This window comes from Pantoea trifolii, assembly GCF_024506435.1.
In the GTDB taxonomy this organism is placed as follows: Bacteria; Pseudomonadota; Gammaproteobacteria; order Enterobacterales; family Enterobacteriaceae; genus Pantoea; species Pantoea trifolii.
The window spans coordinates 1,001,388-1,020,389 of record NZ_JANIET010000001.1 but is presented as its reverse complement, the minus strand read 5'-3'; the positions used below and the strand labels follow the sequence as shown (position 1 = coordinate 1,020,389).

18 protein-coding genes are annotated in these 19,002 nt (G+C 56.5%); 5 read left to right on the top strand and 13 right to left on the bottom strand.

The annotated features are described in order from the left end of the window. The first annotated feature begins 136 nt into the window (after nucleotides 1–136). Nucleotides 137–949: a pyrroline-5-carboxylate reductase gene (gene proC, locus NQH49_RS04610; RefSeq protein ID WP_256698376.1), complete on the top strand. Its 813-nt coding sequence runs from the start codon at nucleotides 137–139 to the stop codon at nucleotides 947–949. A gap of 101 nt (nucleotides 950–1,050) precedes the next feature. On the opposite strand, the gene NQH49_RS04605 is transcribed toward proC, so the two are convergent. From NQH49_RS04605 to NQH49_RS04575, 7 genes are all read right to left on the bottom strand, one after another. After that, on the bottom strand, nucleotides 1,051–2,580 hold the full coding sequence (locus NQH49_RS04605) for an FAD-dependent oxidoreductase (RefSeq protein WP_256695751.1): 1,530 nt from the start codon (nucleotides 2,578–2,580) through the stop codon (nucleotides 1,051–1,053). A 125-nt stretch (nucleotides 2,581–2,705) separates the two neighbouring features. Then, a complete protein-coding gene (locus tag NQH49_RS04600; RefSeq protein ID WP_256695750.1) occupies nucleotides 2,706–3,875 on the bottom strand; it encodes an N-acetylglucosamine-6-phosphate deacetylase in 1,170 nt (389 codons plus the stop codon). After that, a complete protein-coding gene (locus NQH49_RS04595; RefSeq protein WP_256695749.1) occupies nucleotides 3,868–4,641 on the bottom strand; it encodes a glucosamine-6-phosphate deaminase in 774 nt (257 codons plus the stop codon). The genes NQH49_RS04600 and NQH49_RS04595 overlap by 8 nt, the downstream gene beginning before the upstream one ends. A 1-nt stretch (nucleotide 4,642) precedes the next feature. Then, nucleotides 4,643–6,166 carry a sodium:solute symporter family protein gene (locus tag NQH49_RS04590; protein ID WP_256695748.1) on the bottom strand — a complete coding sequence of 508 codons (1,524 nt, stop codon included), beginning with the start codon at nucleotides 6,164–6,166 and terminating at the stop codon, nucleotides 4,643–4,645. A 286-nt stretch (nucleotides 6,167–6,452) separates the two neighbouring features. Further along, on the bottom strand, nucleotides 6,453–6,755 hold the full coding sequence (locus tag NQH49_RS04585) for a PsiF family protein (protein WP_008106038.1): 303 nt from the start codon (nucleotides 6,753–6,755) through the stop codon (nucleotides 6,453–6,455). A 102-nt stretch (nucleotides 6,756–6,857) separates the two neighbouring features. Continuing rightward, entirely contained in the window at nucleotides 6,858–7,112 is a 255-nt protein-coding gene (iraP, locus tag NQH49_RS04580; protein ID WP_256695747.1) for an anti-adapter protein IraP, read from the bottom strand. A 312-nt stretch (nucleotides 7,113–7,424) separates the two neighbouring features. Further along, entirely contained in the window at nucleotides 7,425–7,568 is a 144-nt protein-coding gene (locus NQH49_RS04575; RefSeq protein WP_196761357.1) for a hypothetical protein, read from the bottom strand. Nucleotides 7,569–7,821: 253 nt separating this feature from the next. On the opposite strand from NQH49_RS04575, the gene NQH49_RS04570 reads away from it, so the two are divergent. Continuing rightward, nucleotides 7,822–10,902: a beta-galactosidase gene (locus NQH49_RS04570; protein WP_256695746.1), complete on the top strand. Its 3,081-nt coding sequence runs from the start codon at nucleotides 7,822–7,824 to the stop codon at nucleotides 10,900–10,902. Here the strand turns inward: NQH49_RS04570 and NQH49_RS04565 are convergent. After that, nucleotides 10,841–12,145, bottom strand: coding sequence for a multidrug efflux MFS transporter (locus NQH49_RS04565; RefSeq protein WP_305961164.1), 1,305 nt, complete (start codon nucleotides 12,143–12,145; stop codon nucleotides 10,841–10,843). The two genes, NQH49_RS04570 and NQH49_RS04565, sit on opposite strands and share 62 nt — an antisense overlap. A 392-nt stretch (nucleotides 12,146–12,537) precedes the next feature. On the opposite strand from NQH49_RS04565, the gene NQH49_RS04560 reads away from it, so the two are divergent. Beyond that, the gene (locus NQH49_RS04560; RefSeq protein WP_256695745.1) at nucleotides 12,538–12,789 is read left to right on the top strand and encodes a biofilm development regulator YmgB/AriR family protein; all 252 of its coding nucleotides are present in this window, start codon (nucleotides 12,538–12,540) and stop codon (nucleotides 12,787–12,789) included. Nucleotides 12,790–12,801: 12 nt separating this feature from the next. On the opposite strand, the gene NQH49_RS04555 is transcribed toward NQH49_RS04560, so the two are convergent. From NQH49_RS04555 to NQH49_RS04545, 3 genes are all read right to left on the bottom strand, one after another. Then, nucleotides 12,802–13,119, bottom strand: a complete 318-nt coding sequence (locus NQH49_RS04555) for a hypothetical protein (protein ID WP_256695744.1) — start codon at nucleotides 13,117–13,119, stop codon at nucleotides 12,802–12,804. Nucleotides 13,120–13,290: 171 nt separating this feature from the next. Continuing rightward, a complete protein-coding gene (locus NQH49_RS04550) occupies nucleotides 13,291–13,590 on the bottom strand; it encodes an I78 family peptidase inhibitor (RefSeq protein WP_179451736.1) in 300 nt (99 codons plus the stop codon). A 311-nt stretch (nucleotides 13,591–13,901) separates the two neighbouring features. Next, nucleotides 13,902–16,487, bottom strand: coding sequence for a bifunctional diguanylate cyclase/phosphodiesterase (locus NQH49_RS04545; RefSeq protein WP_256695742.1), 2,586 nt, complete (start codon nucleotides 16,485–16,487; stop codon nucleotides 13,902–13,904). A gap of 218 nt (nucleotides 16,488–16,705) precedes the next feature. On the opposite strand from NQH49_RS04545, the gene NQH49_RS04540 reads away from it, so the two are divergent. After that, nucleotides 16,706–17,353, top strand: a complete 648-nt coding sequence (locus tag NQH49_RS04540) for a CPBP family intramembrane glutamic endopeptidase (RefSeq protein WP_008106020.1) — start codon at nucleotides 16,706–16,708, stop codon at nucleotides 17,351–17,353. Between the two features lie 41 nt (nucleotides 17,354–17,394). Here the strand turns inward: NQH49_RS04540 and NQH49_RS04535 are convergent, their stop codons facing one another. Further along, nucleotides 17,395–18,126: an SDR family NAD(P)-dependent oxidoreductase gene (locus NQH49_RS04535; RefSeq protein ID WP_256695741.1), complete on the bottom strand. Its 732-nt coding sequence runs from the start codon at nucleotides 18,124–18,126 to the stop codon at nucleotides 17,395–17,397. A 99-nt stretch (nucleotides 18,127–18,225) separates the two neighbouring features. Between NQH49_RS04535 and NQH49_RS04530 the strand changes: the two genes are divergently transcribed. After that, entirely contained in the window at nucleotides 18,226–18,606 is a 381-nt protein-coding gene (locus NQH49_RS04530; RefSeq protein ID WP_154183138.1) for a winged helix-turn-helix transcriptional regulator, read from the top strand. Nucleotides 18,607–18,639: 33 nt separating this feature from the next. Here the strand turns inward: NQH49_RS04530 and NQH49_RS04525 are convergent, their stop codons facing one another. Then, nucleotides 18,640–18,807: a hypothetical protein gene (locus NQH49_RS04525; RefSeq protein ID WP_008106014.1), complete on the bottom strand. Its 168-nt coding sequence runs from the start codon at nucleotides 18,805–18,807 to the stop codon at nucleotides 18,640–18,642. Nucleotides 18,808–19,002 lie beyond the last annotated feature (195 nt).

The window sequence follows — 19,002 nt, the reverse complement described above, 5'->3', positions numbered from 1 at the left end:
ATTAACCGGCAATGAGGCTGATCTTGCCGTGCTGCGGCAGAATCGCAACTGTTTTTGCTGGCCGCCCGCCTTGTTATTAATCCCTGCTGACGTAAGCTTACCCCCACAGAAAATGAACCACTTAGAGGATAAAGCGATGCTGGAGAAGAAAATCGGGTTTGTCGGCTGCGGCAATATGGCGAAAGCCATTATTAGCGGACTGGTCAACAGCGGGCAGATCGCCCCCGCCAATATCTGGGTATTCGACCGCAAGCCCGCCACCAATCAGGCGATGGCGCAGCAATATGGCGTTACCGCCGCAGAGAGTGTGGAAAGTCTGGCGCGCGAAGTGGATATCCTGTTTGGCGCGGTGAAACCCAATGTGATTCTCAAAGTGCTGAAAGATCTTGCCGGCCAGCTGAAGAAAGATGTGCTGGTGGTCTCGATTGCGGCCGGCGTAACGCTGGATTCTCTGGCGTCGGTGCTCGGCCACGATCGCAAAATCATCCGCGTGATGCCCAACACGCCCTCGCTGGTGAACGAAGGCATGACCTCGGTGACGCCAAACGTGCTGGTGGAAGCGCATGAAGTGGATGAAGTGGTGGGCATTTTCGAAAGCTTCGGCAAAGCGGCGGTGGTGAATGAATACCTGATTCACGCGGTGGTCGGCGTCAGCGGCTCAGCGCCAGCGTATGTGTTTATGTTTATCGAAGCGATGGCCGATGCCGCGGTGCTCGGCGGCATGCCGCGTGCGCAGGCGTATCAGTTCGCGGCGCAGGCGGTCAAAGGCTCGGCGCAGATGGTGCTGGAAACCGGCAAGCATCCGGGCGAGCTGAAGGATATGGTGTGCTCGCCAGGCGGCACAACCATTGAAGCGGTGAAAGTGCTGGAAGAGAAAGGCTTCCGTGCGGCGGTGATGAACGCGATGCAGCAGTGTATGGCGAAGTCAGAGACGTTGAGTAAGCAGTGATCGGTGCGGCTTGCCCCTCACCCTAACCCTCTCCCGCAAGCGGGAGAGGGAACTGATCGTGCGTCTCCCTCTCCCTGTGGGAGAGGGCCGGGGTGAGGGCATCAGGCCGCAGAGTACGCCTCATACAACGCAATACCCTGCGCCAGCGTCATGGGCTGCTGCATCTCCTGCACCAGCGCTGCCGTCAGCGTATACAGCCCGGCAGAACACACCGCCGCAATCATCCCTTCCTGACAATAGAAAGCGATAAACTGCTTATTCTGCAGCGATCCCAGCAGCCGGTAATCATCCCACTCTTCCGCATGCCCCAAATACTCATAACGCGTCCCGTAATGCGCGGTCCAGAAGAACGGCACGCGGTCATACAGAATCTGTTTTCCTAACATATTCAGCGCCGCGATGCGCCCTTGCTGATGCGCCACGCGATAGTGCTCAATACGTTGTGGGCCCTGCACCGACGGATAACTGGCGATATCGCCGGCCACCCAGATGTTATCGGCTACGCGCAACTGGCTGTCGGTGAGCAAACTGCCATCCTCTTCCAGCGGCAGATCGTGGATGAATGTTGTCGCCGGCACCACGCCTGTACCAAACAGCACCAAACTGGCATCAACTTTTTTGCCACTCTTCAGGCGCACGGCATTCACTTTGCCCTCGCCTTCCAGCGCCACCGGATCGCCTTCGACAAACTTCACGCCGTTACTGCGATGCAGATCGTAAAAATGGCGGCCAATCTCTTCGCCAAACTGTTGAGCAAACGGCAGCGGATGGCGCGCAATCACCGTGACATCAACATCACGATTACGCAGCGATCCCGCCATCTCCATGCCAATAAAGCTGTTGCCGATAATCACCAGCTGCTCAGTTTTATCGACCTCTTTGAGTAGTTCATCGGCCTGATTAAGCGAGCGCAGCAGATGCACGCCGTTGAGATCTTTACCCGGTATATCCAGCGCTTGCGGCACGCTGCCGCTGGCAATCAGCAGTTGGTCAAACTTCACCTGCTGGCCGCCTTTGAGGATCAGCGTTTGCTCAAGCGCTTTGAGCTGCTCGACATCGCCCTGAATCCGCTCCACCGTGCCCAGCACATCCTGCTTCAGCAGCTTCGGTACATCTTCAATCGCCATTTTGCCTGACGGCACAAATTTGCTCAGCGCGGTGCGATCGTAAGGCGCAGCCGATTCCCGCTCAATCAGCACGATGTGCCCGCTAAAACCTGCATCGCGTAGCGTCCAGATCGCCGCGCTGCCCGCCGCGCCAGAACCCAGAATCACGCAAACCGGCGTCTCGTCTTGTGCAGAAGGCGCACTGGCGGGCGACATCGCCTGCGGGCTAACCAGCACTTTGCCTTGTTCGATGCGCACCGGATAACGCTTGAGATTGGCCAGCGCCAGCGGCTCGCACATCTGCCCATCCTGCAGCTGAAATACCGCTTTGTGCCACGGACAGATCAGCTTGTCGCCACACACCGCGCCCTGCTCTAACGGCGCACCGGCGTGCGGACATTTGGCCTGAAACGCCTGCACACGCTCATCATCACGAATTAACACCACATCGGTGTCGCCGACGGTAAATTTGGTGGGTTTGCGCTGCGCCAGCGACTTGAGTTCTACGACAGTTTGATAGCTCACGTTAGGCCTCCTTTCTTCTGGTTTTTGATGTAAACAGCAAATCCCTACAAAGAGTAAGCCTGGCAAAGCATGGTGATTTGTCCGCAACAACAAAGCGCAGCGAGAGGTAAGTCGTTGTTTAATGGCTAAAGATAATCTACGTTTTCACTCCACACTGCAGCGCCTTGCTTCACACAACTGCGTAATGCCACGCTGCCATCCGGCTGAGCAGCAAGCAGCAACACATCGGCGGGTGCACCGCAGGCTAAACCTTGCTGCTGCGGCAGATTGAGCTGGCGGGCCGGTCGTATGGAAGCCATCTCAATTGCCTGCGCCAGCGTCGCCAATTGCTGACGCAACAGGAAATTCACGCCATCAAGTAAACCCCGCGCCGATCCCGCCAGCAGTTGCGGTGCATCGGCGATGCTCAGGCGTCCGCTGGCGCTGAGCTGCACGCGGCCACCAATCGCCGTGTCATAGATGCCCGGCGGCTGCCCAGCAAAAGAAGTGACGTCACTGACCAGCAGCGCCTGCTCGCCTTTGGCACGCAGGAACACTTTCAGCACGTCCGCCGGCAGGTGATCGCCATCGGCAATCAAGGTAGCCGTCAGCGCATCTTCAGCCAGCTGCTGCCAGATGTAATTGGGGTGGCGCGGCAGTTGCAGATGCGCGCCGTTGCCGAGATGGGTGGAGAGCGTGGCACCCGCGTCAACCGCCGCATGAATTTGCTGTGGCGTGGCGGACGTATGCCCAATGGCGACGCGCACCTGCTGCGCCACACAATGCTTGATCAGCGCATCGCTGTGCGGCCATTCCGGTGACAGCGTCAATAGGCGAATATGCTGCTGCGCCGCGTGCTGCCAGCTGTCGAACAGCGCGATATCCGGTGCGCGAATCGCTTCACGCGGATGCGCACCGCGCGGCCCATCTTCAGGCGACAAAAACGGTCCTTCCAGATGAAAACCGGGGACGGCGCGCGCCACGTCAGGATGATGCTGGCAGGCGCTGGCGAGTCGCTGCATCGCCTGCGCAATCTCCTCCGGCATGGCGGTGATCACCGTCGGCAGAAAGCTGGTGACGCCCTGCTGCCACAGCGCGCGCGTGGCGTGCAGCACATCCTCTTCGCTGAAGGGAAAGTGGTTGAAATCGACGCCCTGAAAGCCGTTGACCTGCAGATCGACCAAGCCCGGTGCGAGGATAATCTCCTCTTCCAGCTCGCTTAGCGCGCGCACATCGATGATGATGCCGTGCTCAATCTCCAGCTCAATCGGTTGCAACGTACGGTAATCGCGGCCGCGTAAAATGAGGTTAGTCAAACATCACCTCCGGGCAAGCATCGCTGTCGGTATAGAGCGTGCAGTTGGCATGCTGGCGCAGACACGTCGCCGGACAGGCGCTGGAGATCGCATCCTCAAGCGTTGCCCGCACCGCCGCGCGTTTAGTGGCGCCCGGCACCATGCAGAACAGTCGCGCGCCACTCATTAATGCGGGAATCGTTAGCGTCACGGCATGCGTTGGCACCGCAGCGAAAGTGGCGAAACAGCCATCGTTGACCTGCTGCTGGCGGCAGGCATCATCCAGTTGCACTACTTTCACAGTGAAAGGATCGCTGAAGTCGGCCACCGGCGGATCGTTGAAGGCTAAATGGCCGTTCTCGCCAATACCGAGGCACACCGCATCAATCGGTGCGGCATTAAGTTTTTTAGCGTAATCAGCACAAATTTCTGCAGAATCGCCGCAAGAGGGGATCAGATGAACTTCGCCGGGCTGCACCACATCAAAAAGTTTCTGGCGTAAAAAGTGGCTAAAACGCTGCGGCGCATGCGCATCCAGCCCGATGTACTCATCCATATGGAAGGCGTGAATGCGCGACCAGTCGATATCCTTTGCCGCCACCAGCGCGGCGAGAAACTCGTTTTGCGAGGGCGCGGCGGCAAACACCATGCGCACCCCACGCTGTTCACTCAGCCGTTGACGAAGAAACGCAGCCACATCCTGCGCCGCATCCGCACCTAATGCTGCGCGGCTGGCAAAACGTTTGATGCGTAAGCGATCTCGGGTTCCCTGTTGTAGTAGCGTCATGTTATCCCTCCTGAGAGACGTTGCTTTTATGCGCCCAGCGTTGTGCGGCGGGCGTATCCTGATCCTGATTGAGTGCATTGAGCAGCTGATCCACTTCAGGACGCACCGGCGCGCGGCGCAACCAGCCCATCACCACAAACAGCACCAGTGAAGACATCACCGGCGCGGCCACCACGGTGGCGGTGCTGACATCGGTAAAGATAAATTTCACGCAGAAGAAAGTGCCGACGCCAATCGCCCAACTCACCAGTGCGGCGGCGCTGCCGCTGCGACGAAACGCCGGCAGCAAACCCAGCAGCATGGGAATGGAGATCGGACCGACTAAGCCGCCAAACCAGATGATCAGCAGCGACAGCACGCCGCCGAAGTGGCTGGCGTTCATGGCAATCACTAGCGTGGTGATAATGAAGAGAAAAGCGGTGAGCCGCGCCACCAGCAGCGAGCTTTTACCGCGCTGAAAGCGTTTCGGTAGCATGCCGGGCAGGATATCGCGCGTCACCACGGCAGTAATGGCGTTGGCATCCGAAGAGGTCATCGACAGCGTGTGAGTAAACATCGCCACCAGCACCAAACCGACTAAGCCATTCGGCAGCAGTTCCATCGCCATCATCGAATAGGATCGCGACGGATCGCTAAGATTAGGAAACAGCAACGGCGCCGCCCACATCGGCCAGAACAGAATCAGCGGCCAGATCAGATAGAGCGCGGCAGAGAGGCGCGCCGCTTTGCGCGCATCGCGTCCAGCGGGCGCGGCAATAAAGCGCTGCGCCAGATTCCAGGTGCCGCCGTTGTAGCTCAGCGTGTAGATGACAAAATAAGCGAGAATAAAGCCGATGCTGTACGGCTCCTGAATGATCTGCGTGTGGGTTGACGGCAGCTTCTGCCAGATGGTGAACAGCTCAGCAAAACCGCCGAGATGCACCGCCACGGCGACCACCATCACAATCGCGGCGACAAACTGCACCACGAACTGACCGAAGTCGTTGCAGGCATCGGCCCACAATCCGCCCATCACGGTGTAAAACAAACTCAGCGCGCCGGAAACACAGATGCCAATCAGCGGATCGAGTCCGGTGAAAACGTTAATAATCACCGCAATCGCCGCCCACTTTGCGCCGACATCAAAGGTTTTCAGCAGCACCCCGCTCCACGCCAGCACCATTTGCGTGGGCAGGTTGTAGCGCGTGGCGAGATATTCCATTGGCGATTCGATGTTCATGTAGATGCGCAAGCGCGCCCAGCGCGGCGCGAACAGGCGAGAACCGATCAACACCGCGATAGCGATGGGAAACGCCCACCAAAAGTAGATGGTGATGCCCATGTTGTAGGCCACCGCCGCATAGGCGACAAACACCGCCGCGCTGTAGCCCGACATATGATGCGACACGCCCGACAGCCACCACGGCATTTTGCCGCCGGCGGCAAAGAAATCACGCGTGCTGCCCACCTTGCGCATCGCCCACAAGGTTATAGCCACAATCATCAGCGCATAAAGCGCCATCACAGCATAATCAAGCACATTCATAGCAGACTCCACGGGTAAAGGCTGCCCAACGAACGGTCCGGCTTCGCGGGGATTAGGCGTTCAGAATAATTAGTCATCGATTAGGACTAAAGCATCCTGGCAGCGTTATCGGCGCAATTTTGTGATGAGGATCCTGATATGAGTTTTTCCTCTGACGTGATAAGTGAAATTGAATACCATTGCGCTGCAGCTTACAGCAATTAAAAAAGGGTTCACGCCAAACATGAACCCTTATTACTTTTCACGCAGATTAGATTTAATAAAACGGAGCTAACCGTTAATTAAATCAACTTTTCTTCAGGCACGAACTCATAAACGTTTTACGTGCATCGCCGGTGAGCTTTTTATCGCCCGCATCAGCATTACAGGTTTTCATCTTCATTTGTTGCGGCGTCATATTGCCCATTTTGCTGTCTTTTTTCAGACAGTCACTCATAAAGCTTTTACGCGCATCGCCTTTCAGATTTTGTGTACCGGCGCTCTGGTTACACATGGTCATTTTTTCCTGCTGTGCAGTTTTCTCAGCCGCACTTGCTCCGCCTGCAATCAGCAAGCCTGCTGTCATTATTGCCAAAAGACACGATTTCATTACCGGATTCTCCATAGCATTATTGCCACCTAAGCATGGCACGGAATAAGCAAATACGAGAAATCGATAATGACATTCACCTGAAAAAACAGGCGATAGCCGTTAAACGCGGGGATGATGCAGCAACTTCTCTACGTAATTACGCAGCAGGGTGGTATCGGGCGTTTCAGCAGCGGGGGCGACGGGCGGCATGGCTAATTTAATAGCGGCCTCAATGTCGTGAAATTGTTCGGGATTCAGTTTACGCAGCATCGCGGTTAACACGATTTCTAACGCCTCAACCTGTACCACTAATTCTTTAGACTCTTCTTCTTTTTCAGCCAGCTTTAGAAGGAGTTCCGCAATCAGGTTTTTCATGCGACAAGCTCAATGAGAGAAGAAAAACAGACGTTATCATTGCGCTGAATAAAACAACAAGGATTTTTAAGGGTTTTCAGAAAAAAACAGCCAAACGGCAGAATAAAAAAACCGGCTAGATTTCAATATGTAATAGCGAAACGTTTCACCAGGCGTTTAAAGATTTATTGAAACGTTTCGCTAACCTATACCCTAAATAATTCGAGTTGCAGGAAGGCGGCAAGTGCAATCATCCTCAGGAGCTTACTTTAGTAAGTGACTGAAGGTGAATGCACGCAGCCAACGCACCTGCAGCTTGAAGTATGACGGGTATTAACGTGGGCCTTCGAAGCCGCGTCCCGGACCGCCGCCACCATGACCGCCGCCCCAACCGCCGCCGCCCGGAGGGGGAAAAATACAACCGCTCAGCGCGGTGACCAGTGCCACAACTGCGGCGATTTTAATAATACGGACCATAATTACCTCGGAATGGTGAAATCGGGCTGAGTGTATGAGGCCGCATCGGGCGCGACAATACAGAATTCTCCGCAACACGGCGCTATTCATCTCTGCTCACCACGCTTAATAATTCACTGGCACTAAAGCGGCAAAAACATCACACAGGCGGCATCGATTGATGCCAACGCGCTACGCAAAATTGCTGTCGAACGCTTTACAGCCGGTGAAATTTCGCGCAATGTGAGCGCATTACAATAAATGAGATCTCATCATGAGCTTATCTGCTGTATCCCTGAGTGAAATTCTGGCGCGTCGTGACTGGGAAAACCCGGTGATCACCAGCCTTAATCGGCTGGATGCGCATCCGCCGTTTGCCAGCTGGCGCGATGAAACCAGCGCGCGCGACGATCGCCCTTCGCCTTCGCGCCAGTCATTAAATGGCCAATGGACTTTCAGCTACTTCACGCAGCCTGAAGCGGTGCCGCAAAGCTGGCTGCTGCAGGATCTGCCCGGCGCCGATGCGCTGCCGGTGCCCGCTAACTGGCAGCTGCACGGTTTTGACGCGCCGATTTATACCAACGTGCAGTATCCGATTCCGGTCACGCCGCCTTTGGTGCCGCAAGAGAATCCTACTGGATGTTACTCGCTCACATTCAAAGTTGACGACAACTGGCTGCAACAGGGCCAGACGCGCATTATCTTCGATGGCGTGAATTCGGCCTTCTTCCTGTGGTGTAACGGCCAGTGGATCGGCTATTCGCAGGACAGTCGCCTGCCCGCCGAATTTGATCTCAGCAACGCGCTGCAGCCCGGCCAGAACCGTTTAGCCGTGATGGTGCTGCGCTGGAGCGATGGCAGCTATCTGGAAGATCAGGATATGTGGCGCATGAGCGGCATCTTCCGCGATGTCAGCTTGCTGCACAAACCCGAGACGCAACTGGCCGATGTGCAGATTGAAACCGCACTGAGCCCGGAATACCTGCGCGGCGATCTGCGCGTTAGCGTCAAAATCCATGCTGGCGATCGTCAGCCCGCACAATGCCGCTTGCGCGTCAGCCTGTGGCGCGGCGACAGCTGCCTTGGCGAGCAGGAACAGGTGCCCGGCAGCGACATCATCGACGAGCGCGGACATTATCCTGAACGCGCCCTGCTGATCTTGCCGGTCAACCAGCCGCTGCTGTGGAGCGCCGAAACGCCACATCTCTATCGCGCGGTGGTGACGCTGCTGGATGAAAATGGCAAGGTGCTCGAAGCCGAAGCGTATGACGTTGGTTTCCGCCGCGTCAGCATTGAAAAAGGGCAACTGTGCCTGAACGGCAAGCCGCTGCTGATTCGCGGTGTGAACCGCCATGAACATCACCCGGAAAACGGTCAGGTGGTGGATGAAGCCAGCATGCGCCGCGATATCGAGCTGATGAAGCGCCACAACTTCAACGCCGTGCGTTGCGCGCACTACCCTAATCATCCGCTGTGGTATCGCCTGTGCGATCAATACGGTTTGTATGTAGTGGATGAAGCTAATATCGAAACGCACGGCATGCAGCCGATGAACCGTCTCTCCAACGACCCGCGCTGGTTCGCCGCCTACAGCGAGCGCGTCACGCGCATGGTGCAGCGCGATCGCAATCATGCCTGCATCATTATCTGGTCATTGGGCAACGAATCCGGTCACGGCAGCACCCATGATGCGCTCTATCAATGGGTGAAAAGCAGCGATCCAACGCGTCCGGTGCAGTACGAAGGCGGCGGCGCCAACACGGCCGCCACCGATATCGTCTGCCCGATGTACGCGCGCGTCGATCAGGATCAGCCTTTCCCGGCGGTACCCAAGTGGTCGCTGAAAAAGTGGATTGGTCTGCCGGGCGAAACGCGTCCACTGATCCTGTGCGAATACGCGCACGCGATGGGCAACAGCTTTGGCGGTTTCGCAAAATACTGGCAGGCGTTCCGCCAGTTCCCGCGCTTGCAGGGCGGCTTCGTCTGGGATTGGGTCGATCAAAGCCTGACGCGCTACGACGACAACGGCGAAGCCTGGCAAGCCTACGGCGGGGATTTTGGCGATACGCCGAACGATCGCCAGTTCTGCATGAATGGGCTGGTTTTTGCCGACCGCTCACCCCATCCGGCGCTGTTTGAAGCCCAGCGCGCGCAGCAGTTCTTCCAGTTCCAGCGTGACGCTAACCAGCCGTATCGCTTTACCGTCAGCAGCGAATATCTGTTCCGCCGCAGCGATAACGAGGTACTGCGCTGGTCGATTGAGCAGGATGGCGTTGCCATCGCCAGCGGAGAACTGCCGCTCGAACTCGCCGCACAAGGCAGCCAGACGTTTACGCTGCCGACCAGTGACGATTTGCAGGGCAACGCATGGCTGAATCTCGCGGTGCATCAGGTCAACGCCACGCCGTGGTCCGAAGCGGATGCGCGCGTTGCCTGGGATCAGTGGCCGCTGCCCGCTGCGCTGCCGGTGCGCGTTGTAGAGAACGGTGCTACCGCGCCGGAACTGATCGCCAATCACGATCTGGTGGCGGTGGTGCTGCCGCAGCAGCGCTGGCACTTCTCGCGCCGCAGCGGCGAGATGGTGCAATGGTTTGTCGATGATGAAGAAACCCTGCTGACGCCATTGCAGGAGTGCTTTATTCGTGCACCGATTGATAATGATATCGGCACCAGCGAAGCCGCTAATGTTGATCCTAATGCGTGGGTCGAGCGCTGGAAACGTGCGGGTTACGATGAGTTGCAAGCGGTGTTGGTGGATATGCAGGTCGATAGCCTGAAACACAGCGTGCTGATTGAAACCTGGCATCAATGGCACGCCAACGGCCAACTGGCTTTTACCAGTCACAAACGCTATCAAATCAGCGCGAACGGTGAGTTGTCCATCAGCGTCAATGTGGAACAGGCCGCCGGTCTGCCGCCGCCGGCACGCATCGGGCTGCGCGGCCAACTGGTCAAGTCACCGCAGCAGGTGAGCTGGCTTGGTTTGGGCCCGCACGAGAACTATCCGGATCGCCAGCTGGCGGCGCAGTTCTCACGCTGGCAGCTGCCGCTGGCGGCGCTCAACACCGCGTATGTGTTCCCCGGTGAAAATGGCTTGCGCTGCGGCACGCGTCAGTTACAAAGCAATGGCTTGCAGGTGAGCGGCGACTTCGCCTTCTCGCTCAGTCGTTATAGCCTTGAACAGCTGCGTGAAACCTCGCATCGCCACTTATTGCAGCCAGAAGAGGGTTGCTGGCTGCACCTCGACGGCTTCCACATGGGCGTCGGCGGTGACGATTCATGGAGTCCCAGCGTTAGCCCGGAGTTTTTGCTTTCTCAGCAGCGCTGGCATTACGCGCTGATGTTGCGTCAGTAGGTTTTTCCACACTTTCACGCTGGCTCAAAGGGGGAGTCAGCGTGGTTTTCGGGCGACGATAGAAGCGGCGCAGGAAGATCACGTTGACCAACACCACCATCGCCGTGGCGAAGAACACCCAGCGATAGCCGGTTGCCGCCGATACCGCCGCGCCCAGCAGCGGACCCGCCACATTCCCCAGATACATAAACGATTGGTTGTAGCCGAAAATACGCCCGGTGACGTTATCGCGTGAATGCCGTACCAGCAGCGTTTGCACCGCCGGCATCATCGCGCCATCGGCAAATCCCAGCAGGAAACGCAGCACGCCCAACTGCGTCGCGCTGGTGACAAACGACATTGCCACCAGCAGCAGCAACGACACAATCATAGTGGCGATCAGAATGCGTTGCGTGCCAATACGATCGCCGAGCTTACCCAGCCGTGGCGCGGAGATCAGCGCCGATACGCCCGGCAGCGCAGCAATCACCCCGCTGAGAAACGCGATGTTCTGCGCATTGGGTGCCAACTCGCGCACAAACAGCGTCAGGATCGGATTCACCGAGCCGTTGCACATCTGAATCACCATGGTGGTGAAGAACAGGCAGATCATTAAGCGCGGATTGTCGAGGCTGCGAAACACTTCGCGCCCGCTCAACTTGTCCTGCTTGCTGACCGGCGTATAACCGGTCTCTTTTATCAGGAACAGGGTGACGAGGAAGCTCACCATCAGCAGCACCGCCGTGACGATAAACACCATGCGCAAGCCGAGCCAGTCCGCCAGCAAACCGCCAATCATCGGCCCGAGGATCACGCCGCTGATCTGCCCGGTGGAGACACAACTCAGCGCCCAGCCGCTGCGTTCGCGCGGTACCTGCGCCGCCACCAGCGCCATCGCATTGGGAATATAACCGGAAGTAAGGCCCATCAGCGCGCGCAGCAGCAACAGTTGCCACGCCTGAGTGACAAACGCCTGTAGCAGAATCACCGCGCCCATGCCGAACGAGGCGCGCAGAAGCATCAGCTTGCGCCCTTTACGGTCGGCCAAGCTGCCCCACAACGGCGCGACGGCGGCAGAGACAATGAAGGTGACGCTGAAGGTGAGTCCAGACCAGACGCTGAGCGCGTTACCGTCACGAATCCCGAGCTCTTCAACGTACAGCGGCAGGAAGGGAATGATCTGACTAATGGCGAGGCCGGTAAAAAAGCAGCCAAACCAGACGGATATCAGATTAACTTTCCAGGACTCGATGGAGCGTAACATGGGCGTGGGCATCAGAAGAATGAAACGAGGGTTCAGTCTAACAATCTCATAACATTACCGGACGGCAAAACATGGCATGGGCGAAAAAACGCAGTTTTACACTGTCGAGCGTGATTCTGCTCACAGCAAATCATGTCTGAGGGCCGTTTATTAGTGTCTTTATGTGCTGAAACAATGCCTGCCGCAAGATAAGCGCATCGCGACTGCAGGCAAACGTGAAAAAATATGTCTACACGTTACTGACATTATTCAACACCGCATCTATGTTTAAAAAACCACCAGTCTTCACTGGCGACGCGCTGTCTGTTCTGGACAGTCCGCATGATTAACCTTTATATCCCCATGCTGCCATTATCCGGCGGTGGGCATCGTTGTCTCTGCGGAGGTCAGCTATGAGAACCCAGCCTAACAGCGCCAGTCGGGCGATTACCGACTACTTCAATAGCCCAGCCTGGCATGCACCGCATGAGAGCGACATGTTGGCGGCGGTCATGCGCGAACTGATGGATGACGGACAGCCTGCCACCAGCAAAGCGATTATTGCGCGCGTGATTGATAAGCTGGAATTTGAAGGGGATGAACAGCAGCTGCAAAGCTATCGCAACTTACTGGCAAAACTGCTGGAATCGGGGCCGCAGAACTAGCGGCCCACGCCCTTATTTTACTGTACGCAGATGGTCGGCTTCGCTGACAAACGCCTTACCGCTCTGACGCTGGTACAGGCAGAGTTCGCGCCCGACCTGATTTTTCATGTGCTTGTGCGGATAGCGACCTTCCAGCAGCAGCGCATCAAAGCCCACGCTGTCATCATACTGCATCGGCTTACCGACCACTTTCACTGACTTCAGGCCGCTGGCCTTGAGACAGCTTTGCTGCATGTTCTTGTCGTTTTGCTGCCACGCCGCTTCGCTCGATGCCTGCGCCAGCGGGCTTAACATCAGCGTTAACAGCAGCAGTTTTGCACTCTTTTTCATCATCGCTCCTCTATCAGCCTTACAGGCCGAAAGATAAAAAAATTCCCGCCGAAGCGGGAAGAAATAAGACGAGCATTGCATATTCGAGAGTGACGAGGAAATCTCCGTAGTGCGCAGTTATCCTCGCCCGGCGCTGTGACAGCCAGATGACAATGCAATGTCGTTTTGGTGTTATCCGCAGTACACCCGGGAAATCTTACCGCTTTGATCTGCCGCGAAATTCACCCGACGCAGATTGAAATCCATCGTTACCGCTGAATTCCACGGAATGGCACGCACCGGCACCGCGAAGCGTTTGCTGTCGAGTGTCGATAATGGCTGACCAACGTAGTTTTGATATTGCGATGCGCCGCACTGATCGGTTTCCGGATCGTGGCTGGCAGCAGCGCTGGTGTCAGGTTTGCTGGCGGACTGGCAGGCGCTGAGGGCAAATAAGGCCGTTACCAGTAGCGCTTTTCCATAATGGGTCACAAGTTTCTCCTCCTGGATTAATAGACAACCGGTTTTTGAGAGTAGCAAAGCGTGACCGTGAAGCGAAAATATTTGCAGCAAATTGGTCGCATAAATTAGCTCTAAAGCACGATCTTCCTCTCAAAAGTTAGGATTAATCGCACGCACTGTCTAAACATCACGCGTCGGAACACTACAATTAACTAAGAATTTTCTTAGTTAGGAGGCGTTATGGAACTGGTGATTTTTGTTGGCTTCGCGGCGCTGATGACGTTTGTTGCGATCAGAGTGCGTTAAGCGGTTTCACACGAGGGTCGCCATACATGGCGACCCTACGATGTAACTTCTTCCTGCAACCGGGCATTAAACGCCGCCAGCGGCATGGGTCGGCCCAGGAAATATCCCTGCCCTTCCTCGCACGACAGCGCTTTTAGCGCTTTCAGCTGTGCTTCGGTTTCAATCCCTTCTGCGGTAATGGTCAGCGCAAACGCGCGTGCCAGGCCGACTATCCCCGCCACTACCGATTGTGCCTGCTGCGATTCAGGGAACTCCTTCATCCATGAACGATCAATCTTCAGACCGTTGAACGGGAAGGTTTTCAGATAACCCAACGCCGCATAGCCAGTACCAAAATCGTCCACCGTCAGCCGCACGCCGAGCGCGCGCAGGCCTTGCATGATTTCCAGCGCGCGATCCGGATTCTCAAAAGTGACGTTTTCGGTGATCTCCAGCTCCAGCCGTGTGGCCGGTAATCCACTCACCTCCAGCGCATGCGCCACGCGCTGCACCAGATCGTTATTACGAAACTCCACCGGCGAAATGTTGACGGAAACATAGCGCTGATCGCCCCAGTCGCGGGCGTCTACGCAAGCACGCATCAGCACCCAATCGCTGATAGCCGCAATCAGGCCGTTCTCTTCCGCTAAAGGGATAAAACGATCGGGCGTGATCCACTGATCGTCGGCTATCTGCCAGCGAATCAGCGCTTCCGCGCCGGCCAGTTGTCCACTTTGTAGCTGATAGCGCGGCTGATAATGCAGCGTGAAGGCGTGATTGTGCAGCGCCGCTTCAATTGCCTGCACCATGTCGCGTTTTGACTGCAGATGGTTGGCCATATCGCTGGAGTACCACACCCACTGATCGCGTCCGGCACTGCGCGCCTGAGCCAGCGCAATATCGGCCAGGCGTAACAGCGCTTCCGGATGCGCAGCATCCTGCGGTGCCGAAACGATGCCCATGCTGGCGGTAAGGCTGATCTGATGCGAGCCGCTGATGATCGGTTGATGCACCATGCGCTGCAGCGCACGACAGCGGTATTCTACGCCAGCGCGCGTGCTTTCGCGCAGCAGCAAAATAAAGGCATCGCCGCCGAGCCGGGCCGCCAGTTCATTCGGCGCCAGCAGGCTTTTCAACCGTTTCGAGATCTCATTCAGCACTTCATCGCCGACTGCATGGCCCCACGTATCGTTGATCGGTTTGAACTGATCAAGATCGAAACTGATAACAAACAGCGGATCATCCTCGCTAACGCTCTCCAGATACGCGGTTAAATACTCCTGCAGCTGCATGCGGTTCGCGAGGCCAGTCAGCATGTCATGACGTGACAGAAACTGAATGCGCGCTTCGGCGTCCACTTCGTGGGTGATATCCGACACCGTGCCGCGAAAACCCGAGCGCAGGCCGTTACGCCGAATGGCTTTCGCCATTAACTGCCCAATGCGGCGCTCGCCGTTGGCCGACATAAACTGGCAGCGCAGCGGCACATGCTGCACCTCTTCGCCCTGGCGCATCAGCCAGGAGACCAGCGAATGGCTGGGATGGCTCAGCAGTTGATCGAGCGGACGCCCCATCCAGCTTTTCACTTCATGGCCGGTCACCGCCGCAAAGCGCGAGGAGAGATAGCAGAGGCGGCCCTGTGCGTCGACTTCCCAAATCCAGTCCGACGCGGCTTCCGCCAGATCGCGAAAACGCTCTTCGCTGTTGGCTAACTCACGCTGACTGATCGCCAGCATTTCAAAACGCCGATCGGAGATCACCGCATTGTGCAGCGCATGACGCAGCACGCGACGCGTCACCAGCGCCACCGCCAGCGCGGTGAACAGCAGCAGCGGCATCATCAGCCAGATCACGCCGAAACCTGGATTTTTTGGCTGCCAGCGTAACACCAACGGCTCGCCCTGCAGCACCGGCTCAACCAGCCGAGGTTCAAACAGCGCATCGTTTAAATCGCTGGCGATGCGCGGCTCAATCACATTCAGAGATTTGCCCAACGAGAGCAGCTTGTCTGGGGTAAAGATGTTAACGAACACCATCACCGAAGCAGGGCCGGGAATGGTCGGCAAATCCGGCACTTTGCCCGGCGTAATCGGCGCGGCCACCAGAATGGCCGGATGATTCTCCACCTTTGCATTGCGTGCCACGGCATCATGCAGCGTACGTGCCGTGCTCACCAAAAGGTCACTTTGTGCGCCTAACCAGCTTTCTAACGTGACATCGGATAATTTGCCGCGAATTACCGCGTAACGGGTTTTCCCCTTGCCATCCACCACGAACACGCCGTCGTAGTGATACTCCTTGTAGAATCCCGGACCAAAGTTCTCTTCGTCCCACGCCCAGACTTTATTGATTGTCAGATGCAGGTTTTTCCAGCCTTCGCCCCAGTTAGCATAATCGCGCGCATCGACGATCATCTCCTGCTGCTGTTGCTGCCACGCCTGACGCAGCAAATTGGCATCCTGCTGGATGGCGTCGATATTTTGTCGATGGGCGATAACCAGCACCATCACCACAGAGAGAAGCAGCACGCCAAACAGCAGCGAGGACAAGGTGCGCAGGCTGCGCCGCGTTACCCGTACCGTGTGTGCTTCCATGTTGGCCCTGGCGGCCAGTGCCGCGTGCCGGTGAAACTCAGAATTCATGCGCAATGCTCGCGAAATACAGGCAGCAAAAAAGGCGGATGACAACGCAGACTGCGCACATCTCCACCCTGTAAGGGTTTGAAAGGTTATCGGCCCCGAGTGCCGCAGATTTAGTCTTGTTGGTGGAATATTTGAGCAGCGCAAATGTGCAGCACGCCACCTCGACAGCGATGATCGGCGTTGCTACTATGCGCTCTCCTCTGCTCGCTGAGTCGCCTATGGACACCCAATCCGACAAAGTTACGTTGACGCTGTTTTACGTGGGTAGCTTTGTGGTCTATTACCTTGTGACCATGTTGGTTACGCTGTTTCCCAATTACGGGATGCTGCGCACCAACGGCTTGCTGATGCCAGTGCTTTGCCTGGTGGAGTTTGCGGTGATCTATCCGCTGTACCGTTTTTACTGTCAGCGTCGCAGCGATATTCCGCTGGGGTATGTGCGTCCGATGCAGGCGCTGCTGTTTATCGGTTTGCTGTTTGCATTGATGGTGGCGCAGACGCAGTTTCTGCAACCGGAAGGCTGGCTGATTGCGCAATCGCAGCAGGGGCGCAGCTCGATGCTGATTCTGCTGCTCACCGCCGTCTTGCTGGCGCCAGTATTTGAAGAAGTGCTGTTCCGGGGATTTTTACTGCAAGGTTTTCTGCTGTGGGCGCCGAGAAGTCGTTTTGCCTGCATGCTACTCACTTCCCTGCTGTTCGCCGTGATGCACACTCAATATGTGCACTGGGAAACGCTGGTCGCCTTAACGCTGTTTTCCCTGCTGTTGTGCTATGCGCGTTTGCGCAGTAACAGCCTGGCGCTGCCGATTTTCCTGCACACGCTGAATAACCTGATCGCTATCCTGCCGGCCTGGTATTTCGCCTGACCAAAGCAAAACAGCCATCCTGAGATGGCTATTTATGATGCTTATACCTGCGTCAAACCGCCATCCACACAGATTTCTGCGCCCGCAATGTAGCTGCTCTCGTCACTGGCGAGGAACAGCGCGACGTTGGCCACTTCTTCGGGTTTACCCATTCTACTGAGCGGAATGGTGCTGGTAATGCCGTTGCGCACCTCTTCAGAAGCCGCCCGCATCATATCGGTATCGATCGGGCCAGGCGCCACCACGTTAATGCGGATACCGCGCGCAGAGAGCTCGCGCGTCCAGGTACGGGCAAAGGATCGCAGCGCGGCTTTACTGGCGCTGTAAACGCCGTATCCTTCGGTGCCAATCACATCGGCAATCGAACCAATCAATACCACGCTGGCGCCGGGTTTCAGCAGTGGCAATGCTGCCTGCAGGGCAAACACCGGCGAGCGCACATTGAGGCCGAAGATTTGATCAAAATGCCCGGCGCTAATCTCATCAATGGTGGCGTACTCCGCCATGCCAGCGTTGATCACCAACACATCCAGCTGGCCGGATTCGCGCCTGATCGTCTCGATAATGCGCGTTAGTTCACTCTGCTGGCTCACATCGGCACGCAGCGGATGCGCGTTGCCGTTGATGCTGCTGCTGGCGGCCTGTAACTCTTCATCGCGGCGCGAGGTAAACCAGGTTGTCGCGCCTTCACTGGCAAAACGCTGGCTGATCGCCAGACCAATTCCCTTTGCGCCGCCCAAAACCACCGCCACTTTGTTATCCAGTCTGCTCATCTGCTCTCTCCTGTTTGGGTAGAAAGCCGATGGTATATATTTTATACTTAATAACAATTACGCACTTTATTTATACCAGATATCGCGGAGTATATCGCCATGGCGGAGATCGACGGTAACAGCTTGAGAGATGTAGGAAAAACCCGGCCGGTGCTGGAGCACATCACCAATAAATGGTCGATTTTAATTCTCACCGTGCTTTGTACTAAGCCGTCGCGTTTTAACGAGATTCGTCGTCGGTTGGATGGCATCACCCATAAAGCGTTGGCGGATGCGTTAAAGCGGCTGGAGCGCAATGGGCTGGTGAATCGTGAAGTGTTAAACACAGCGCCAATCGGTGTGGAATACAGCCTGACGCCACTGGCGCAGACGCTGCAACAACCGTTTATCGCGCTGTATGACTGGGCGCTGGAGCATGGCCCATCACTGGAACGCGCGCAGGAAGAGTACGATCGCACCCACGCAGATGAGCCAGCGTAGGGTCGCCATTCATGGCGACCGCTGGCAAAAAAATTACGCTTTTTCCGCTTCGAAATGGTTTTTGAACTGCTCGTAGATCGAAATCATGTTAGAAGCATCACCCTGCAGCGGGCTCAGTTTTCCGGCGCGCACCAGTTCAATCACCAGCTGCAAGGCGGCTTGTTTTGGGTTGCTGGCTGGCTGGGCAATTTCGTTCGACATGTTAACTCACTCATCGTTTTTATCAGGGCCGCATAGTTTAGCCCAGATTGAGCTACGGTTGCGCGCCGCGATGCGTATAATCTTGCAAGCCGGACACGAAAGCCGCTCAGGGTGATAATTGACTCTCAAGGCGTTTAGCTATACTGGATCAAAAAAAGGGAACGACCAGCCACACATTCCGTACCAGCGAGAAGG

Bases quoted from the DNA above. Each gene is read 5' to 3' on its own strand.
- NQH49_RS04560 (WP_256695745.1), top strand. From the start codon at position 12,538: ATGAGAACCCAGCCTAACAGCGCCAGTCGGGCGATTACCGACTACTTC.
- NQH49_RS04565 (WP_305961164.1), bottom strand. From the start codon at position 12,145: ATGTTACGCTCCATCGAGTCCTGGAAAGTTAATCTGATATCCGTCTGG.
- NQH49_RS04540 (WP_008106020.1), top strand. From the start codon at position 16,706: ATGGACACCCAATCCGACAAAGTTACGTTGACGCTGTTTTACGTGGGT.
- NQH49_RS04530 (WP_154183138.1), top strand. From the start codon at position 18,226: ATGGCGGAGATCGACGGTAACAGCTTGAGAGATGTAGGAAAAACCCGG.
- NQH49_RS04570 (WP_256695746.1), top strand. From the start codon at position 7,822: ATGAGCTTATCTGCTGTATCCCTGAGTGAAATTCTGGCGCGTCGTGAC.
- NQH49_RS04525 (WP_008106014.1), bottom strand. From the start codon at position 18,807: ATGTCGAACGAAATTGCCCAGCCAGCCAGCAACCCAAAACAAGCCGCC.
- NQH49_RS04545 (WP_256695742.1), bottom strand. From the start codon at position 16,487: ATGAATTCTGAGTTTCACCGGCACGCGGCACTGGCCGCCAGGGCCAAC.
- NQH49_RS04595 (WP_256695749.1), bottom strand. From the start codon at position 4,641: ATGACGCTACTACAACAGGGAACCCGAGATCGCTTACGCATCAAACGT.
- iraP (WP_256695747.1), bottom strand. From the start codon at position 7,112: ATGAAAAACCTGATTGCGGAACTCCTTCTAAAGCTGGCTGAAAAAGAA.
- proC (WP_256698376.1), top strand. From the start codon at position 137: ATGCTGGAGAAGAAAATCGGGTTTGTCGGCTGCGGCAATATGGCGAAA.
- NQH49_RS04575 (WP_196761357.1), bottom strand. From the start codon at position 7,568: ATGGTCCGTATTATTAAAATCGCCGCAGTTGTGGCACTGGTCACCGCG.
- NQH49_RS04585 (WP_008106038.1), bottom strand. From the start codon at position 6,755: ATGAAATCGTGTCTTTTGGCAATAATGACAGCAGGCTTGCTGATTGCA.
- NQH49_RS04590 (WP_256695748.1), bottom strand. From the start codon at position 6,166: ATGAATGTGCTTGATTATGCTGTGATGGCGCTTTATGCGCTGATGATT.
- NQH49_RS04535 (WP_256695741.1), bottom strand. From the start codon at position 18,126: ATGAGCAGACTGGATAACAAAGTGGCGGTGGTTTTGGGCGGCGCAAAG.
- NQH49_RS04555 (WP_256695744.1), bottom strand. From the start codon at position 13,119: ATGAAAAAGAGTGCAAAACTGCTGCTGTTAACGCTGATGTTAAGCCCG.